The organism is Escherichia sp. WS1152 (genome assembly GCF_046487665.1).
GTDB lineage: Bacteria > Pseudomonadota > Gammaproteobacteria > Enterobacterales > Enterobacteriaceae > Escherichia > Escherichia coli.
Genome location: NZ_JBJQJA010000004.1, coordinates 136,624 through 154,279 on the forward strand (window position 1 = coordinate 136,624; position 17,656 = coordinate 154,279).

General features: G+C 49.0%; 16 protein-coding genes and 2 tRNA genes. 8 read left to right on the plus strand and 10 right to left on the minus strand.

Features of this window, described 5'->3' with window-relative positions; translation table 11 throughout:
• Nucleotides 1–82: 82 nt before the first annotated feature.
• Nucleotides 83–1,108, plus strand: a complete 1,026-nt coding sequence (gene purR, locus ACJHW7_RS08620; RefSeq protein WP_000190982.1) for an HTH-type transcriptional repressor PurR — start codon at nt 83–85, stop codon at nt 1,106–1,108.
• Here the strand turns inward: purR and punR are convergent.
• Nucleotides 1,105–2,037: a DNA-binding transcriptional activator PunR gene (punR, locus tag ACJHW7_RS08625; protein WP_000269493.1), complete on the minus strand. Its 933-nt coding sequence runs from the start codon at nt 2,035–2,037 to the stop codon at nt 1,105–1,107. The genes purR and punR overlap by 4 nt on opposite strands.
• 112 nt (nt 2,038–2,149) lie before the next feature.
• Between punR and punC the strand changes: the two genes are divergently transcribed.
• Nucleotides 2,150–3,361, plus strand: a complete 1,212-nt coding sequence (gene punC, locus ACJHW7_RS08630; protein WP_001182346.1) for a purine nucleoside transporter PunC — start codon at nt 2,150–2,152, stop codon at nt 3,359–3,361.
• A 290-nt stretch (nt 3,362–3,651) separates the two neighbouring features.
• Nucleotides 3,652–4,800 (plus strand): cyclopropane fatty acyl phospholipid synthase, encoded by a 1,149-nt coding sequence (cfa, locus tag ACJHW7_RS08635; RefSeq protein WP_000098896.1) that lies wholly within the window; start codon nt 3,652–3,654, stop codon nt 4,798–4,800.
• A 39-nt stretch (nt 4,801–4,839) separates the two neighbouring features.
• Here cfa and ribE read toward each other — a convergent pair whose 3' ends face one another.
• Nucleotides 4,840–5,481, minus strand: a complete 642-nt coding sequence (gene ribE, locus ACJHW7_RS08640; protein ID WP_000493947.1) for a riboflavin synthase — start codon at nt 5,479–5,481, stop codon at nt 4,840–4,842.
• A gap of 214 nt (nt 5,482–5,695) precedes the next feature.
• Between ribE and mdtK the strand changes: the two genes are divergently transcribed.
• The gene (gene mdtK / locus ACJHW7_RS08645; protein WP_001174943.1) at nt 5,696–7,069 is read left to right on the plus strand and encodes a multidrug efflux MATE transporter MdtK; all 1,374 of its coding nucleotides are present in this window, start codon (nt 5,696–5,698) and stop codon (nt 7,067–7,069) included.
• A 40-nt stretch (nt 7,070–7,109) separates the two neighbouring features.
• On the opposite strand, the gene ACJHW7_RS08650 is transcribed toward mdtK, so the two are convergent.
• Nucleotides 7,110–8,366 carry an AIDA repeat-containing protein gene (locus ACJHW7_RS08650; protein WP_021556848.1) on the minus strand — a complete coding sequence of 419 codons (1,257 nt, stop codon included), beginning with the start codon at nt 8,364–8,366 and terminating at the stop codon, nt 7,110–7,112.
• Between the two features lie 307 nt (nt 8,367–8,673).
• Here ACJHW7_RS08650 and ACJHW7_RS08655 point away from each other — a divergent pair.
• From ACJHW7_RS08655 to ACJHW7_RS08670, 4 genes are all read left to right on the plus strand, one after another.
• A tRNA-Val gene (locus ACJHW7_RS08655) sits at nt 8,674–8,750 on the plus strand.
• Between the two features lie 4 nt (nt 8,751–8,754).
• Nucleotides 8,755–8,831, plus strand: a tRNA-Val gene (locus tag ACJHW7_RS08660).
• 107 nt (nt 8,832–8,938) lie between these two features.
• Entirely contained in the window at nt 8,939–9,244 is a 306-nt protein-coding gene (locus tag ACJHW7_RS08665) for a monooxygenase (RefSeq protein WP_000212657.1), read from the plus strand.
• Between the two features lie 125 nt (nt 9,245–9,369).
• Nucleotides 9,370–10,974 carry an FAD-NAD(P)-binding protein gene (locus ACJHW7_RS08670; RefSeq protein WP_021556849.1) on the plus strand — a complete coding sequence of 535 codons (1,605 nt, stop codon included), beginning with the start codon at nt 9,370–9,372 and terminating at the stop codon, nt 10,972–10,974.
• 11 nt (nt 10,975–10,985) lie between these two features.
• Here the strand turns inward: ACJHW7_RS08670 and ydhT are convergent, their stop codons facing one another.
• The 7 genes from ydhT to fumD all read right to left on the minus strand — a co-directional run bounded on the left by ydhT (nt 10,986) and on the right by fumD (nt 17,381).
• On the minus strand, nt 10,986–11,798 hold the full coding sequence (gene ydhT / locus ACJHW7_RS08675; RefSeq protein ID WP_024181999.1) for a protein YdhT: 813 nt from the start codon (nt 11,796–11,798) through the stop codon (nt 10,986–10,988).
• 3 nt (nt 11,799–11,801) lie between these two features.
• Complete coding sequence (phsC, locus tag ACJHW7_RS08680) at nt 11,802–12,587, minus strand: thiosulfate reductase cytochrome B subunit (RefSeq protein ID WP_021556851.1); 786 nt, start codon at nt 12,585–12,587, stop codon at nt 11,802–11,804.
• A complete protein-coding gene (locus tag ACJHW7_RS08685; RefSeq protein WP_001349911.1) occupies nt 12,584–13,252 on the minus strand; it encodes a 4Fe-4S dicluster domain-containing protein in 669 nt (222 codons plus the stop codon). Before ACJHW7_RS08685 ends, phsC begins: the two co-directional genes overlap by 4 nt.
• Nucleotides 13,253–13,315: 63 nt before the next feature.
• Nucleotides 13,316–13,954 carry a YdhW family putative oxidoreductase system protein gene (locus ACJHW7_RS08690; RefSeq protein WP_021556852.1) on the minus strand — a complete coding sequence of 213 codons (639 nt, stop codon included), beginning with the start codon at nt 13,952–13,954 and terminating at the stop codon, nt 13,316–13,318.
• A 12-nt stretch (nt 13,955–13,966) separates the two neighbouring features.
• Complete coding sequence (locus ACJHW7_RS08695) at nt 13,967–16,069, minus strand: aldehyde ferredoxin oxidoreductase (protein WP_001273527.1); 2,103 nt, start codon at nt 16,067–16,069, stop codon at nt 13,967–13,969.
• Nucleotides 16,070–16,089: 20 nt separating this feature from the next.
• Nucleotides 16,090–16,716, minus strand: a complete 627-nt coding sequence (locus tag ACJHW7_RS08700) for a ferredoxin-like protein (RefSeq protein ID WP_001070230.1) — start codon at nt 16,714–16,716, stop codon at nt 16,090–16,092.
• 455 nt (nt 16,717–17,171) lie between these two features.
• A complete protein-coding gene (gene fumD / locus ACJHW7_RS08705; protein ID WP_000528342.1) occupies nt 17,172–17,381 on the minus strand; it encodes a fumarate hydratase FumD in 210 nt (69 codons plus the stop codon).
• Nucleotides 17,382–17,656: the final 275 nt, after the last annotated feature.

A 17,656-nucleotide genomic window follows, 5' to 3' on the forward strand; every position in this document is an offset into this window, starting at 1 on the left:
TTGTTGTGCGTAAGGTGTGTAAAGGCAAACGTTTACCTTGCGATTTTGCAGGAGCTGAAGTTAGGGTCTGGAGTGAAATGGAATGGCAACAATAAAAGATGTAGCGAAACGAGCAAACGTTTCCACTACAACTGTGTCACACGTGATCAACAAAACACGTTTCGTCGCTGAAGAAACGCGCAACGCCGTGTGGGCAGCGATTAAAGAATTACACTACTCCCCTAGCGCGGTGGCGCGTAGCCTGAAGGTTAACCACACCAAGTCTATCGGTTTGCTGGCGACCAGCAGCGAAGCGGCCTATTTTGCCGAGATCATTGAAGCAGTTGAAAAAAATTGCTTCCAGAAAGGTTACACCCTGATTCTGGGCAATGCGTGGAATAATCTTGAGAAACAGCGGGCTTATCTGTCGATGATGGCGCAAAAACGCGTCGATGGTCTGCTGGTAATGTGTTCTGAGTACCCAGAGCCGTTGCTGGCGATGCTGGAAGAGTATCGCCATATCCCAATGGTGGTGATGGACTGGGGTGAAGCAAAAGCTGACTTCACCGATGCGGTCATTGATAACGCGTTCGAAGGCGGCTACATGGCCGGGCGTTATCTGATAGAACGCGGCCATCGCGAAATCGGCGTTATCCCCGGCCCGCTGGAACGTAACACCGGCGCAGGCCGCCTTGCCGGTTTTATGAAGGCGATGGAAGAAGCGATGATCAAGGTGCCGGAAAGCTGGATTGTGCAGGGTGATTTTGAACCTGAATCCGGTTATCGCGCCATGCAGCAAATCCTGTCGCAGCCGCATCGCCCTACTGCCGTCTTCTGTGGTGGCGATATCATGGCAATGGGCGCACTTTGTGCTGCTGATGAAATGGGGCTGCGCGTCCCGCAGGATGTTTCGCTGATCGGTTATGATAACGTGCGCAACGCCCGCTATTTTACGCCGGCGCTGACCACGATCCATCAGCCAAAAGACTCGCTGGGTGAAACAGCGTTCAACATGCTGTTGGATCGTATCGTCAACAAACGTGAAGAACCGCAGTCCATTGAAGTGCATCCGCGCTTGATTGAACGCCGCTCCGTGGCTGACGGCCCGTTCCGCGACTATCGTCGTTAATCACCCGTTGCGGGAGTCTCTTCCGGCTCCCGCAGCCACTCCTTATTCAGCGTCTCACTATCGCCGAGATACTCAAGCAACCAGGTTAACGCAGGCGACATATCATTTTGCTGCCATGTCAGACAACATGCCGAATCCGGAAAGGGGTTTTCCAGTTCTAATGCTACCCACTTCCCCTCATTAAGCCACGGTTTGGCGAAATGTGTTGGCACCATCCCTATGCATAATCCTGCCGAGATACAGGTTGCCGATGATTCCCAGTCAGGCACGACAAGTCTTTTTTGGTTATCCAGCAACCAGGTAATACGCTTAGGTAGCGTTCGCGAGGTGTCTTCGCGCACCAACGACGGCCAGTTGCGCAACGTATCATCGCTGAACGGGCCATCCATCAACGCCAGCGGGTGATGGCTGGCAACAACGCAACTCCAGCTTAGCATCCCCATATCCCGGAAGGCATAACGACCGCCTACCGGAATCGCGCGTGTTGCGCCAATCGCCAGTTCCACGCGCCCGTCGGAAAGCGCATCCCAGACACCGTTGAACACTTCCTGAAAGACAAGAAGTTCGACATCATCAAAATGGCGATAAAAATCAACGATCATCTGCCGTGTACGTTCTGGCCTGACAATATTATCCACTGCAATAGCTAACTGACCACGCCAGCCGTTCGCTATCTGCTGACATTGCTGGCGGGTGATCTGCATTTTTTTGACAACAGAGCGACCTTCTTTGAGAAACCACGCCCCGGCAGCGGTCAGTTCCACATCACGGTGACGTCGTTCAAACAGCGGCACCGCCAGCCACTCTTCCAGCTGACGTACGGTATAGCTGACCGCAGAAGGAACGCGATGCAACTCCTGGGCTGCGGCACTAAAACTACCATTACGCGCTACCGCATCAACAACTTCGAGTGAATATTCTGACCACATAGTCTGCCTGCAAAATTTTTGAAACCAGTCATCAAATATTACCGTTTCACAACACTAATTTCACTCCCTACACTTTGCGGCGGTGTTTAATTGAGAGATTTAGAGAATATACATGCAACCTGGGAAAAGATTTTTAGTCTGGCTGGCGGGTTTGAGCGTACTCGGTTTTCTGGCAACCGATATGTACCTGCCTGCTTTCGCCGCCATACAGGCCGATCTGCAAACGCCTGCGTCTGCTGTTAGTGCCAGCCTTAGTCTGTTCCTTGCCGGTTTTGCCGCAGCCCAGCTTCTGTGGGGGCCGCTTTCCGACCGTTATGGTCGTAAACCGGTATTATTAATCGGCCTGACAATTTTTGCGTTAGGTAGTCTGGGGATGCTGTGGGTAGAAAACGCCGCTATGCTGCTGGTATTGCGTTTTGTACAAGCTGTGGGTGTCTGCGCCGCGGCGGTTATCTGGCAAGCGTTAGTGACGGATTATTATCCTTCACAGAAAGTTAACCGAATTTTTGCGACCATCATGCCGCTGGTGGGTCTATCTCCGGCCCTGGCTCCTCTGTTAGGAAGCTGGCTGCTGGTCCATTTTTCCTGGCAGGCGATTTTCGCCACCCTTTTTGCCATTACCGTGGTGCTGATTCTGCCTATTTTCTGGCTCAAACCCACGACGAAGGCCCGTAACAATAGTCAGGATGGTCTGACCTTTACCGACCTGCTACGTTCTAAAACCTATCGCGGCAACGTGCTGATATACGCGGCCTGTTCAGCCAGTTTTTTTGCATGGCTGACCGGTTCACCGTTCATCCTTAGTGAAATGGGCTACAGCCCGGCAGTTATTGGTTTAAGTTATGTCCCGCAAACTATCGCGTTTCTGATTGGTGGTTATGGCTGTCGCGCCGCGCTGCAGAAATGGCAAGGCAAGCAGTTATTACCGTGGTTGCTGGTGCTGTTTGCTGTCAGCGTCATTGCGACCTGGGCTGCGGGCTTCATTAGCCATGTGTCGCTGGTCGAAATCCTGATCCCATTCTGTGTGATGGCGATTGCCAATGGCGCGATCTACCCTATTGTTGTCGCCCAGGCGCTGCGTCCCTTCCCACACGCAACTGGTCGCGCCGCAGCGTTGCAGAACACTCTACAACTGGGTCTGTGCTTCCTCGCAAGTCTGGTAGTTTCCTGGCTGATCAGTATCAGCACGCCATTGCTCACCACCACCAGCGTGATGTTATCAACAGTAGTGCTGGTCGCGCTGGGTTACATGATGCAACGTTGTGAAGAAGTTGGCTGCCAGAATCATGGCAATGCCGAAGTCGCTCATAGCGAATCACACTGATCTATATCGATATACTTATACTTAGGCTGCTAACAAAATTTTGTTGTATGATTGAAATTAGCGGCCTATACTAATTTCGAGTTGTTAAAGCTACGATAAATATTATGTTTTTACGGGGACAGGATCGTTCCCTACTCACTATGGATGGTCATTTCGGCAAGGGTTCCTCCTTTCCCTCTGTTCTACGTCGGATTATAGACTCGCGGTTTTTTCTGCGAGATTTCTCACAAAGCCCAAAAAGCGTCTACGCTGTTTTAAGGTTCTGATCACCGACCAGTGATGGAGAAACTATGAGTTCATCGTGTATAGAAGAAGTCAGTGTACCGGATGACAACTGGTACCGTATCGCCAACGAATTACTTAGCCGTGCCGGTATAGCCATTAACGGTTCTGCCCCGGCGGATATTCGTGTGAAAAACCCCGATTTTTTTAAACGCGTTCTGCAAGAAGGCTCTTTGGGGTTAGGCGAAAGTTATATGGATGGCTGGTGGGAATGTGACCGACTGGATATGTTTTTTAGCAAAGTCTTACGCGCAGGTCTCGAGAACCAACTCCCCCATCATTTCAAAGACACGCTGCGTATTGCCGGCGCTCGTCTCTTCAATCTGCAGAGTAAAAAACGTGCCTGGATAGTCGGCAAAGAGCATTATGATTTGGGTAATGACTTGTTCAGCCGCATGCTTGATCCCTTCATGCAATATTCCTGCGCTTACTGGAAAGATGCCGATAATCTGGAATCTGCCCAGCAGGCGAAGCTCAAAATGATTTGTGAAAAATTGCAGTTAAAACCAGGGATGCGCGTACTGGATATTGGCTGCGGCTGGGGCGGACTGGCGCACTACATGGCGTCTAATTATGACGTAAGCGTGGTTGGCGTCACCATTTCTGCCGAACAGCAAAAAATGGCTCAGGAACGCTGTGAAGGCCTGGATGTCACCATTTTGCTGCAAGATTATCGTGACCTGAACGACCAGTTTGATCGTATTGTTTCTGTGGGGATGTTCGAGCACGTCGGACCGAAAAATTACGATACCTATTTTGCGGTGGTGGATCGTAATTTGAAACCGGAAGGTATATTCCTGCTCCATACTATCGGTTCGAAAAAAACCGATCTGAATGTTGATCCCTGGATTAACAAATATATTTTTCCGAACGGTTGCCTGCCCTCTGTACGCCAGATTGCTCAATCCAGCGAACCCCACTTTGTGATGGAAGACTGGCATAACTTCGGTGCTGATTACGATACTACGTTGATGGCGTGGTATGAACGATTCCTCGCCGCATGGCCAGAAATTGCGGATAACTACAGTGAACGCTTTAAACGAATGTTTACCTATTATCTGAATGCCTGCGCAGGTGCTTTCCGCGCCCGTGATATTCAGCTCTGGCAGGTGGTGTTCTCACGCGGTGTTGAAAACGGCCTTCGAGTCGCTCGCTAAAGGCTATTCTATCGCCCCCGCTCCGGGGGCGATTTCAGATCAGGCTTCTGTACCTGGTTGATTCATGGCATTTTCTCGTGCCGCCAGCACACGTTCTACCGTATCTACCACTGCCTGAGTTTGTGGATCGATTTCAATGTTGACGCGTGCGCCAAGTTTTTTCTTCCCAAGAGTCGTGCGTTCCAGTGTTTCCGGAATTAAATGGACGCAAAAACGCGTTGGCGTGACTTCGCCGACGGTCAGGCTAATACCGTCGATGCCAATAAATCCTTTGTACAGGATATATTTCATCAACTGACTATCCTGGACTTTAAACCAGATCTGGCGATTATTTTCCGAGGTTAATATTTTCGCCACTTCAGCGGTGGTCATAATATGACCTGACATTAAGTGTCCGCCAATTTCATCACTGAATTTCGCCGCACGCTCAACGTTTACCCAATCCCCCACTTTTAAATCGCCAAGATTGGTAATGCGTAACGTTTCTTTCATCAGGTCAAAACTGACATGGTTGCCGTTAATTTCCGTCACGGTCAGGCAGCAACCGTTATGCGCCACGGACGCACCGGTTTCCAGGCCGTCCAGCATGTGGTCGGGTAACTCCACCACATGCGTACGAAAATTTGGTTTCTCGTCAATCGACACCAGTTTTGCGGTGCCCTGTACAATCCCCGTAAACATACTTACAACTCCTGAAATCAGTTAAGACATTCTGTTCAGCACAATAGCAGGTGGCAAACGCCCTTACCAGTGAAGGGGTAAGAATGACTATTTTTTCACTGGAGAATTAATAAATCCTCGCTACAATAGACTGAATTTCCCCTGCTTCTTCTTTTTGCTGCCCATTCAGGCGGCTTTTTAGTCTCTCATATAACTACAAATAAAAGGTGTTCACGTGCAGAAGTATATCAGTGAAGCGCGTCTGTTATTAGCATTAGCAATCCCGGTGATTCTCGCGCAAATCGCCCAAACTGCGATGGGTTTTGTCGATACCGTGATGGCGGGCGGCTACAGTGCCACCGACATGGCGGCGGTCGCTATCGGTACTTCTATCTGGCTTCCGGCGATCCTCTTTGGTCACGGACTGCTGCTGGCATTAACGCCGGTTATCGCGCAATTAAATGGTTCCGGTCGACGTGAGCGCATTGCGCATCAGGTGCGACAAGGTTTCTGGCTGGCAGGTTTTGTTTCCGTTCTCATTATGCTGGTGCTGTGGAATGCAGGTTACATTATCCGCTCCATGGAAAACATCGATCCGGCTCTGGCGGACAAAGCCGTGGGTTATCTGCGTGCGTTGTTGTGGGGCGCGCCGGGATATCTGTTCTTCCAGGTTGCCCGTAACCAGTGTGAAGGTCTGGCAAAAACCAAGCCGGGTATGGTAATGGGCTTTATCGGCCTGCTGGTGAACATCCCGGTGAACTATATCTTTATTTATGGTCATTTCGGTATGCCTGAGCTCGGTGGCGTTGGTTGTGGCGTGGCTACTGCGGCGGTGTATTGGGTCATGTTCCTTGCCATGGTTTCTTACATTAAACGCGCCCGCTCCATGCGCGATATTCGTAACGAAAAAGGCACCGCGAAACCCGATCCTGCGGTTATGAAACGACTGATTCAACTCGGTTTGCCGATTGCGCTGGCACTATTCTTTGAAGTGACACTGTTTGCCGTCGTGGCTCTGTTAGTGTCTCCGCTCGGTATTGTTGATGTCGCAGGACACCAGATTGCCCTGAACTTTAGTTCACTAATGTTCGTGCTTCCAATGTCGCTGGCGGCAGCGGTAACTATCCGCGTAGGTTATCGTCTGGGTCAGGGCTCAACGCTGGATGCGCAAACCGCTGCGCGGACCGGGCTTATGGTGGGTGTCTGTATGGCAACCCTGACGGCCATATTCACGGTTTCACTGCGGGAGCAAATCGCCCTGTTGTACAACGACAATCCCGAGGTTGTAACGCTGGCTGCGCATTTGATGTTGCTGGCGGCGGTATATCAGATTTCTGACTCAATCCAGGTGATTGGCAGTGGGATTTTGCGTGGTTATAAAGATACGCGTTCCATTTTCTATATCACCTTTACGGCTTACTGGGTGCTGGGCTTGCCAAGCGGCTATATTCTGGCACTGACCGATCTGGTCGTTGAACCTATGGGGCCAGCAGGCTTCTGGATAGGCTTTATTATTGGCCTGACGTCGGCAGCCATTATGATGATGCTGCGTATGCGGTTCCTGCAACGTATGCCGTCAGCCATCATTCTGCAACGAGCGTCCCGCTAATAAAGACAAGGCGCAACCTTCGCGGGTTGCGCCTGTATTTTTACGCAGGCTGGAGCGTTGCGCCAATCCCGTCTTCGTCTGGCTGTAGTTTCAGTGCATTACATAGAGTTTGCCGACTGGCATCTGTTATCTCAACGCGTATATCCCCGGTAACTTCCCCTTTCACATTGATGAAGTCAGGTGAAATTTCTTTCGCACTGGTTTGCAGGCAAATCGCTCCCTCTCCGCGCAGGCGTTTCACTTTCAGTTGCACATGCGTTGCCGCACCAGTGATCAGCCACAGTTTTCCGCCATTCAGATTGATGTTACCAATACTGAAAGTGACACCGTCACCTTTTACCGTACTGCCGTCGAGAATCAATACACCGCCCTGCTGTACAGTAATCGTTGATTGTTGCAGATCTGCGCCATAGCCAATAATCATTGAAGCGCCGTCCAGTAATGCAACACTCCCGGTCAGTTCAACCGGTGCGCGATCTTCCTCTACGACAAAATTTTCGTCCGCGCTGGTGGGTGACAACAGGATCACTGTTCCACCTTGTATTACCGCATTTTCCAGCGTACCGGCATGCACTTCAGCCCGACCACCCACATTAACGGACAGGTTTTGCGTCTTACCGGAACTGTAGAGCTGAAGACCATCTGTCCCCAGACGATAGATGGCTCCATTCTCAACAATAGTGTCAGAGTCTTCACCACCGAGATTATTCATGGTGCCACCAGCAAGCAACGTATCACTGGCTTTCCCCGCCAGCATAAAAACGCCGCCCTGATTAATCTCACAATTGCTGGCTTCCCCACCTGGATACACCAACAATTCACCACCTTCATCTACCACGACCGCTGAGGTTGTCCCATTGACCAACAGGCCGCCTTCTTGATCGAGAATAATTTTTTCCGCGCGATGTCCTTCCAGTACACGCAGGTTACCGCCATTTTCCAGCAACAAACCGCAGGCATAACCTTTATCAACGCTGAATTCACCTTCGGGATGGCGGCCATTAACCGTAGCGAGCGTAGAGAGACTAATTGCGCCTCCCTCGGACTGAACAATATCTGTGGCAATGGCACCGTCGCTGACCGATAGCGTGCCATTGTTACCGTACTGTGTGCATTTGGCGATCCCACCGGTTGCCACTTTCAACCAGCCAGCCCCCGTGACCACGGTATTTTCGGCTCTTCCGCCAGCTTCAACAATCAACTCGCCTTCAGTAAGTTGCGTCGCGCCAATGACCTCGCCGGTCTTAACAATTTGCACATTCCCGTCGCTCATCAAGTTTTTCGCATCAGATCCCATGATTTATTCCTTTGCTGCATCTGTGTGCCTTTATTGCTACCTAAGTGTAAAGGCTACGGAGGATTTATCCACGACAGATTTGAGATGGTGGCAAACAACTCTGTTTAAACTCTGATACACGAATTATTGGGTTGTATCAGATGTAAATGCGATCCTGAATAAAAATCGCCCTTGCAAATCAACAAAATATAGCCAATTTGCTTAAAAGCTCTGCAAACGGTCGAAATAGCGCAGAAAATTACGTTTTGCCTCTTGCCACCTTCCCACTCTGCCGCTAATATTCGTCCCCGTTGTCACCTACAACGTTGCGTTCATAGCTCAGTTGGTTAGAGCACCACCTTGACATGGTGGGGGTCGTTGGTTCGAGTCCAATTGAACGCACCATCCTGCGTCCGTAGCTCAGTTGGTTAGAGCACCACCTTGACATGGTGGGGGTCGGTGGTTCGAGTCCACTCGGACGCACCAGATTTTCTTAATCTGGTCTTCTCCTTTTTCCCTCTGCTTCTTCTCTGTATCCAATACGTTAAAAGATTTACACTGTCTTCGTATGCGTTATCAGAAGGAGAATCGCTATGGCAACTTTGTTACAACTTCATTTTGCTTTTAATGGCCCATTTGGCGACGCAATGGCTGAGCAGCTTAAACCACTTGCTGAGTCGATTAATCAGGAACCTGGTTTTCTGTGGAAGGTATGGACAGAAAGTGAAAAGAACCACGAAGCCGGCGGGATCTACCTTTTCACTGATGAAAAAAGCGCCCTTGCCTATCTGGAAAAACACACTGCCCGACTGAAAAATCTCGGCGTTGAGGAAGTTGTCGCCAAAGTTTTCGATGTCAATGAGCCACTGAGTCAAATCAATCAGGCAAAACTCGCCTGACAGAATTTAATCAAGGGCGGTTAGCGCCCTTTTCATCCCTGTCTGAAATTTCTCAAATTCTAAAAATCTCAACCAAACTTATCTGATAACACTAAATTCGAAAGAATGCGTACAGGTAAGTAACAATGAAAAAAATTGCTATTGTGGGTGCCGGGCCTACGGGGATCTACACCTTATTCTCGCTTCTACAGCAACAAACTCCACTTTCTATTTCTATCTTCGAGCAGGCTGACGAGGCCGGTGTCGGGATGCCATACAGTGATGAGGAAAACTCAAAAATGATGCTGGCAAATATTGCCAGTATTGAAATACCACCGATTTATTGTACGTATCTCGAATGGCTACAAAAGCAAGAAGCCAGCCATCTCCAGCGTTATGGCGTTAAAAAAGAAACCTTGCACGATCGTCAGTTTTTACCGCGAATTCTGCTGGGCGAATATTTCCGCGATCAATTTTTACGATTAGTAGACCAGGCACGAAAGCAAAAATTTGCAGTGGCTGTTTATGAATCATGCCAGGTTACCGATCTGCAAATTACAAATGCTGGCGTCATGCTCGCTACAAATCAGGATTTACCCAGCGAGACGTTTGATTTAGCGATGATTGCCACGGGTCACGTCTGGCCTGATGAAGAAGAAGCAACCCGAACGTATTTTCCCAGCCCGTGGTCAGGCCTGATGGAAGCAAAGGTCGATGCGTGTAACGTGGGTATTATGGGAACATCCTTGAGCGGACTGGATGCGGCAATGGCAGTGGCTATTCAGCATGGTTCGTTCATTGAAGATGATAAACAACACGTCGTTTTTCACCGCGATAACGCAAGTGAAAAGCTAAATATCACGTTGATGTCGCGCACGGGTATTTTACCCGAAGCCGATTTCTATTGCCCTATTCCCTACGAGCCCTTACACATCGTCACCGATCAGGCATTAAATGCTGAGATTCAAAAAGGCGAATATGGCCTTTTGGATCGGGTATTTAGATTGATAGTAGAGGAAATCAAGTTTGCTGATCCAGACTGGAGCCAACGCATAGCCTTAGAGAGCCTGAATGTCGATTCCTTTGCTCAAGCCTGGTTTGCCGAGCGCAAACAACGCGACCCATTTGACTGGGCAGAAAAAAATCTCCAGGAAGTCGAACACAATAAACGAGAAAAACATACTGTTCCCTGGCGTTATGTCATTCTGCGCCTGCATGAAGCAGTACAGGAAATTGTTCCACATCTGAATGAACACGACCATAAACGGTTCAGTAAAGGCCTTGCCCGGGTTTTCATAGATAATTATGCCGCAATCCCTTCAGAGTCTATTCGTCGGCTGCTGGCCTTACGTGAAGCGGGAATCATTCATATTCTCGCTCTCGGTGAAGACTACAAAATGGAAATTAACGAGTCGCGCACCGTCCTGAAAACGGAAGACAACAGCTACTCGTTTGACGTTTTTATTGATGCCCGCGGGCAGCGTCCGCTTAAAGTGAAAGATATTCCTTTCCCTGGACTACGCGAACAATTACAGAAAACAGGGGATGAAATCCCTGATGTTGGTGAAGATTATACGTTACAGCAACCCGAAGATATTCGTGGGCGCGTAGCGTTCGGCGCGTTGCCCTGGTTAATGCACGACCAGCCTTTCGTTCAGGGACTTACGGCATGTGCAGAAATTGGTGAGGCGATGGCTCGGGCGGTCGTAAAACCTGCCTCCCGTGCACGTCGGCGTCTTTCGTTTGATTAAAGGTAAAGCTATCAGCACTCAACAAACTGATGCTGTTCATTAAGACGATAGCGGACTCCGGCTCGAATATTGTTTTCACCTTCAATGGCGACGGCGAAACGAACTCTTTCGCCGTCATGATATGCCAGTGCGGCGCTTCCTCCTGGCCCGAGAATAATTGAGTCGACCACGCCCGTGCTCACTACCGTTGAATTTTCACCGCTGGCAATGATGTGTACATTGTCGCCGCTGTTGGCAATTCTGGCGTTTGCGCCAAAGCTGGCGATTTGCACCAGGTCACCATTACTGGCGACATGACATCGTTCACCCAATGTACAAACGCGTACTCGCATTCCGGTATTCGCAATCCGACTGCTATCTCCAGCGCTGCTTATCCGCGAAGAATTGCCGGTTACAGCAACCCGTGCGCGTTCACCGGAGCTGCCAATGTGACTGTTAAAGCCGACACTTCCAATCCGCACGCTATAACCCATACTCGCAATTTGCACGGCATACCCAGCGGTTGCGATTCGGACGTTATCCTCACAACAGCCGATGCGAGCATGATCGTCGCTGCGGGCAAACTGACTGCAAAATGGTATCTCTCCGGGGTCTGTGGCCAGTTTTTGCATAGAGGAAACTTCCTGATGCGCGAAGTTTTCATCCGCCAGCCATTTTTTCCACGCATACTCAACAAGACTCTCCGCCCAGTCCGTATATCCTTCCTCAATCAGTGCATGATGAATATCGGCATAACTACCGCCGCGTGGGAAATGGCGCAGGAACCAGCGATACATCACCGCTCCGATACGCCATTCTCGCAGGTCTGCTCGTGTAATGATCATTCGTTAGTGCCGGTGATAGCCATCGACCATGCTTTTAAAGGTTTCGTGTGGCGTACGCCCCGTGGTGCAAAGATAAAGATGACCGAAGATAAAAAAGAGGCTTATAAATGCCAGAGCAAAATGCGCCTGCAATAACCAGTATCTTACGCCAGGAAACACATCTCCCACGGCTTGCGGATAGAGACACAGCAGCCCCGTCAATAGTAACAACGGCAGCAATCCATACATGACACCAATATAGGCAATCTGCTGTAAGGGATTAAATTTAGACTGGCTTGTTGCCGGGAAAGGATGTTCTTCCCCCTGCATAATGCCAAACAAATAAAATCGCGTTTGTTTTGCCGCTCGCTCCAGCCACCCCTGACGACGAATGCGATAGTGGTGACCATTACCCCCAACGGCATTGATCAGAACAAAGCCGAGCCAGCATGCCAGTAACAAAAATCCGCAAACTTCATGCACCGCAACCAGACTTTTAACCGCAGTTGCGCCCACCAGCGCAAAGTGATTTATCAGCCCACTTGCCAGCAACAATACAAAGAGTAACGCATTCGACCAGTGCCATAATCTGACCGCTTTGCTGTAAAGATAAATCCTCTCACCATGATCGGTGGCTGATTTCTTCACGCCACGAGCACGAAGCAAGGCGTGCAGCCCCAGCACCAACCACATCCCAACCAGCAATACTCCGGCAATGATCAACCACACCGGCCAAAATTCGGGAGTGAACTGTGGCACATAGTTCGCTAACTGGCTCTGAAACTGTTCAGCATGTTGCGACGGGTTCATACATTTTCCTTTTTAATCAAATGTTGACCGAACCGGCGATACAGATGCGGTTTCCCGGCACCAGGTAGCTGATATTGATAGTATTTATTATCCTGCAACCACGCCTGAATTTCTGGGCTATCTTCGCGACCAAAGATCAATGCGTGTTCCGGGCAGGCGCTGACGCAAATGGGCGGAAAGCCTTTTGCCAGTCGGGACTCAGCGCAGAAATCACATTTATCTGCCACTTTAGTGACAGGGTTAAGGTAGCGGACCTGGTACGGACAAGCGCCAATGCAATAACTGCAGCCGATGCACTGCGATTTTTCTACCCGCACGATCCCCTGCTCATCACGCCACGACGCCCCTGTCGGGCATACGTCGATGCACGGAGCATCTTCGCAGTGCTGACATGACTGGCGAAAAAAGTGATACTGCGTTTCGTTGTCGTTATCGGTGACTGGAATGTGTGCTATCGATAAACGGCTTCCCTGAGCGGGGACGTGGTTAGTTTTACGGCATGCGCGGGCGCAAATATTACAGCCATTGCACCGTGACTCGTCATGAATCATGGCATACCGAACTTCCTTTTCTTGCCTCGTGTTCGCTAACAGAGAAGACGCAGAACCAGTAAAAAAGATTACTGTTCCCATCCCCAGAACAAATTTGCGTCGAGTGAAGGACATCTGATTATCCCCTAATGCAGTGGCTGCAACTGTCCACCCTATCCATGACATCTCCCTGAAATTTCAGGGGTTCTGAAACTGCTCTACCTCGAACCATTCGCATAAGCCATAAGCCTTGCCATAGGTCATAAATCTCTCGCTAAACAAGTACAACACCGCCGTCGATGACTCCACCTGCCGTATATCGGCATATTCAGGTGCAACATCCATCGCGGCGATCGCGGCTTCAATCTGCGCTTCCTGGAAGTAATATGGCGCTTGCATCAGCATGGCGACTTTGTAAGGACGAGGATACGTCTGGCACTCAAAACGAACGGCGTGTGCAATGGCGCGACAAATGTCCTGCTCCACAACTTGCAAAGACATCGCCGCGTAGTTTTCACTCATGGCCTGCGTTGAGTAATAGTAATCATCCTGACTTCCCGTCATACAAGCGATATCCGCGTAGTCTCCGTTCTGCTTAATGCTTTCCAGCAAAACTGACAGTTCCTCTTCTGCAACCGAATAGGGTGGCGAGAGAAACACGGCGCGCGCCACCAGCTGCCCAGCCGCAGAATGCTGGCGAATGAACTCTGCCAGGATTTCAGCCGGTTCTGGTTCCGTTACCATATCAACGGGGTGACGCATCCCCTGTAACCATTGCCGCTTCGCCTCGTCAACTTCGCTGACTTTCGCTAACGGCAATTCATCCCGATGGTTCATCTCACCCATTCCTTACGCAGGCAGTAGATTGTGTGCTGCCAGATCGGCGGCAATATCTTCCAGCCCCAGACGCTGCAATGTTTCGCGGGTTGGGCAACCAAGCTGTGGGTCCCAGCCCATTTCTTTGTAGAACATCGTGAGCGAAGCATGCATATCGTCACGATCCATTTTGTCAGTACCTTCAGTAAAGACCGGGATCTGCGGATCCTTGTCGAATACCCAGGAACAGATAAGATCGTGTTCATTACGCATATCTTTGGTTTGCATCAGTTTCACCGTGTAGGCACGATGCAATGTAAAGATACGCTCTGCAGCTAAATCTAATTTTTCCTGAGTCATCTCTTCGCCAGTGATCGCTTTGAAGAATTTGGCTTCAAGCGCCAGATCGCCCCGGTAATTACGGCTTTTCAGCGGCGAAACGGTCATTGGCCAGACCCAGTTGCACAGGGTGACGGCGTTATGCAAACAGACCCGCAACAGCGACCACTTAGCATATTTAATTTTTGCGTCATTGATTGGCGTGTAGTTTTTGGTTTCATCGTAAGCATCTTCAGAACCAAAAAGTTCTTTCGCCACTTCACGTTGCAGTTTCAATGGCAAGCCGGAACCAATAAAGTTGATATGGGTATGCGTCATGCAGTCACGGTTGAACATACAGTTAACAATGGAACCGACCTGCGCTGACGCTTCATTGGCATGGTGAACCGGATAGCCAAACGGCGACCAGAGTTTATTTTTCGCGTAGCCCCAGTACTCTTCACCCAAATTCCAGCGTTCTGCGATGGCATATGAACCATCAGCCAGGTGGCTCAGCTCACCCACACGATGCGCCAGACGGTAGTAAAAATCTTTAATGAAGTTAACGTCACCCGCTTCCAGTTGATCCCAGCGAATTTCCGCATACTCTTCAGCTGGCAGAACACGCTTGAACACCCCTTTGCTGTAACAGTAGGTAAAGTCGCGATGCAGCTGCCCGTAGTTACACCATAGGCCGTAGTCATCGAACAGATTCAGACCAACCAGGTTACCAATCACACGACCATCGTCTTTATCTTCAAAATCTTTCGGCCCGTTCGGGAAGATGGTGGTATGGACAAAGTTTGCTACACAAGTGTTACCACCTGTGCTGGGCACGCCAAACTCTTTCACCCGAGGAATATTCATTTGGGTCATACAACGGATCGGGCAAGAGTGGCAGCCGCTCATTTTTACTGTGTATTTCTCTGCTGCCGGACCTAAGTCAAAAACGGATTTATAGGTACGAAAGCCGACCGTGTTCTGATTGCCTGGCGGAATCTCACCCGTTTCAATCGGACCACCTTCAGCCGCGCCCCAAAACAGCCCTTTACGTGCTGTCCAGCGTGACTTGGGATCTGAATACTCTGCCCACGATTGCGGCGTACTTGGCACGACATGGTTGTTATTCGCACCGATAAGTTCAGTCATCATGTAATCGTTGAGACGCTTCATCTCCTGACGATCGGCAATGTTGACCCCTTTCGTCCCTTCAACCGCAATCGCTTTCAGGTTTTTCGAACCCATTATTGCGCCAGTTCCCGCACCACCGCTGTGGTTACGGCTATTCAACATGCCAGAGAGAGGAACAAGATTTTCCCCAGCCTGACCAATAGCCGCCACACAGGTTTCCGGACTGGTCAATCGACAAATTTCTTCCGTCGTTGCGCGCGTCCCTTTTCCCCATAAGAAATCTGCTTTTTCCAGGCTAACTTTGTCATCTTTAATTTTCAGCCATACCGGTGATTTCGCCTTCCCTTCGATAATAATGACGTCGTATCCAGCGAATTTCATTTGCGCTGCAAAAAAGCCACCCATATGGGCATCGACGACTAAATTTCCTTTGGTAAAAGTAGAAAGTGAGGTGATATTTACGCGAGAACTACAGGGGGCACCAGATCCAGTTAATGGGCCGGTAGCAAAGACTAATTTATTCGCTTCATCGAAAGGTTTCGTGCCTGGCGGTACTTCGTCATACATAATTTTGTAGCCGAAGCCCATGCCACCGACAAAACTTTTAAACTTACTGGAATCTTCGAGGGTAATATTTCCTGTCGTGAGATTGACTCTTAATATATTACCTGTCCAACCGTTAGCCATGATTTTTTCCTTTGCAAGATTCACACAGTAATATCTTTCCACTCGATAATTTTTAACGCCCCTGTTGGGCAGGCGTTTGCGCATTCACCGCATAACACACATTTCGAGGATTTTTTACTTTCGGTATTTACGGTGGCCATCATCCACGGGCATGCCGTAGTACAGGCGCTACAGCCAATACAACGTTTATGATCGACGGTAATACAGCCTTCTTTCTGCTGCCAGGTAATCGCACCAATCGGGCAGACGTTCATGCATTGCGGCTCTTTGCATTGACGGCAGGTGTCCGCGGTATAGTTGAGATCGCCATACAGGCCGCCGCCAGAGCCAACCCCGTTGTCGCCAAAGAAATAATTGCGATGGATTTTGATACGGGAGAAGAATGTCCCTACTGAGCCATCGTTGAAGTTGGTACAAGAGATTTCACAGCGGTGGCAACCCGTGCATCGCGCTCGCTGGGTCACCAGCACCCCTTTGGGTGTATTTATCAACCCTACTGTGCCGCTATCAATATCTTCCTGTTTGCAACCCAAAAGTGACAGTAACGCAGGGGCAATTGTTAGACCAGCAAGGCCTTTTCCTGATATACGCAAGAATTCTAATCGCGTTAAGCCAATATCTAATAGTGGACGATCAACCGGGTTCATTTATTTCGCATCCTCTTCGCAAACACAGTGCTGACAATTCAGCAGCCTGATATTAAGCATTCAACTAATACGCTGCTGACTCTGTCCCCAACACCAGATATTTTCCCTAACCCGATAGTGTATGAGAAAAGATTTAACGCCGATAAACTAATCCTTTATGGTTAGGAGAAAAAATAATGTGGTTATTCTGGGCTCTTAACATTGATCATTATCAATTAAAATTACAAAGCAAGAAATTATAAGTGAACTGATATTTATTATCATTTGAAATAAATTTAACTTAAGCGACAATTATTTGTGACGTTCATTGCAGAAAATAAAAATAACATTATCGCTATAAATTAAAATACATACCGAAATTCGTATAATTTCAGCAGTTGTTATTTAGAATGATTAACTGGACCGCAACTGAAGCAAGAATATCAGGATGAAGCTTACCGCCTCATCCTGAATGGTCATTTTACCAGTGCGTTAATGACGGTTTCCATCGCCTGCTTTTCCAGCTCACTGCGCTGAATGCGTTTATTGGCTAATGCTGTACGTAATACGCCTGCGATAACAATATGCTTTGGTTCCTGCCCCAGATCGCGCATTTCCAGCACAACTTTACCGACAACTCTGCACATTTCTCGGTACAGTTCATCCTCTTTTGTCCGATTTCCCATTCTTTATACCTATTTATCATGCCAACTATCAGCATATATCAATCTAACCAATTAGACAAAAATCAAACAAAATCAGACAAATAACGCGATAAATTATTTTAACTGTAGCAATTGAGCGATGATGTATTTATACACCGGATGAACTTTCGCTTATCCTCACACTGACAACCCCGGCACCAGACGTTGCGCAAACAGCGAAGTTTTTGCGTAACCTTTTCCCTGGAACGTTAAATCTTTGATAACAATTTATTGTCTAACAAGTTGTATATTTTTTG

Coding starts and splice junctions, on each gene's coding strand:
- purR (WP_000190982.1), top strand. CDS start 83: ATGGCAACAATAAAAGATGTAGCGAAACGAGCAAACGTTTCCACTACA.
- punR (WP_000269493.1), bottom strand. CDS start 2,037: ATGTGGTCAGAATATTCACTCGAAGTTGTTGATGCGGTAGCGCGTAAT.
- punC (WP_001182346.1), top strand. CDS start 2,150: ATGCAACCTGGGAAAAGATTTTTAGTCTGGCTGGCGGGTTTGAGCGTA.
- cfa (WP_000098896.1), top strand. CDS start 3,652: ATGAGTTCATCGTGTATAGAAGAAGTCAGTGTACCGGATGACAACTGG.
- ribE (WP_000493947.1), bottom strand. CDS start 5,481: ATGTTTACGGGGATTGTACAGGGCACCGCAAAACTGGTGTCGATTGAC.
- ACJHW7_RS08650 (WP_021556848.1), bottom strand. CDS start 8,366: ATGGGATCTGATGCGAAAAACTTGATGAGCGACGGGAATGTGCAAATT.
- ACJHW7_RS08665 (WP_000212657.1), top strand. CDS start 8,939: ATGGCAACTTTGTTACAACTTCATTTTGCTTTTAATGGCCCATTTGGC.
- ACJHW7_RS08670 (WP_021556849.1), top strand. CDS start 9,370: ATGAAAAAAATTGCTATTGTGGGTGCCGGGCCTACGGGGATCTACACC.
- ydhT (WP_024181999.1), bottom strand. CDS start 11,798: ATGATCATTACACGAGCAGACCTGCGAGAATGGCGTATCGGAGCGGTG.
- phsC (WP_021556851.1), bottom strand. CDS start 12,587: ATGAACCCGTCGCAACATGCTGAACAGTTTCAGAGCCAGTTAGCGAAC.
- ACJHW7_RS08685 (WP_001349911.1), bottom strand. CDS start 13,252: ATGTCCTTCACTCGACGCAAATTTGTTCTGGGGATGGGAACAGTAATC.
- ACJHW7_RS08690 (WP_021556852.1), bottom strand. CDS start 13,954: ATGAACCATCGGGATGAATTGCCGTTAGCGAAAGTCAGCGAAGTTGAC.
- ACJHW7_RS08695 (WP_001273527.1), bottom strand. CDS start 16,069: ATGGCTAACGGTTGGACAGGTAATATATTAAGAGTCAATCTCACGACA.
- ACJHW7_RS08700 (WP_001070230.1), bottom strand. CDS start 16,716: ATGAACCCGGTTGATCGTCCACTATTAGATATTGGCTTAACGCGATTA.
- fumD (WP_000528342.1), bottom strand. CDS start 17,381: ATGGGAAATCGGACAAAAGAGGATGAACTGTACCGAGAAATGTGCAGA.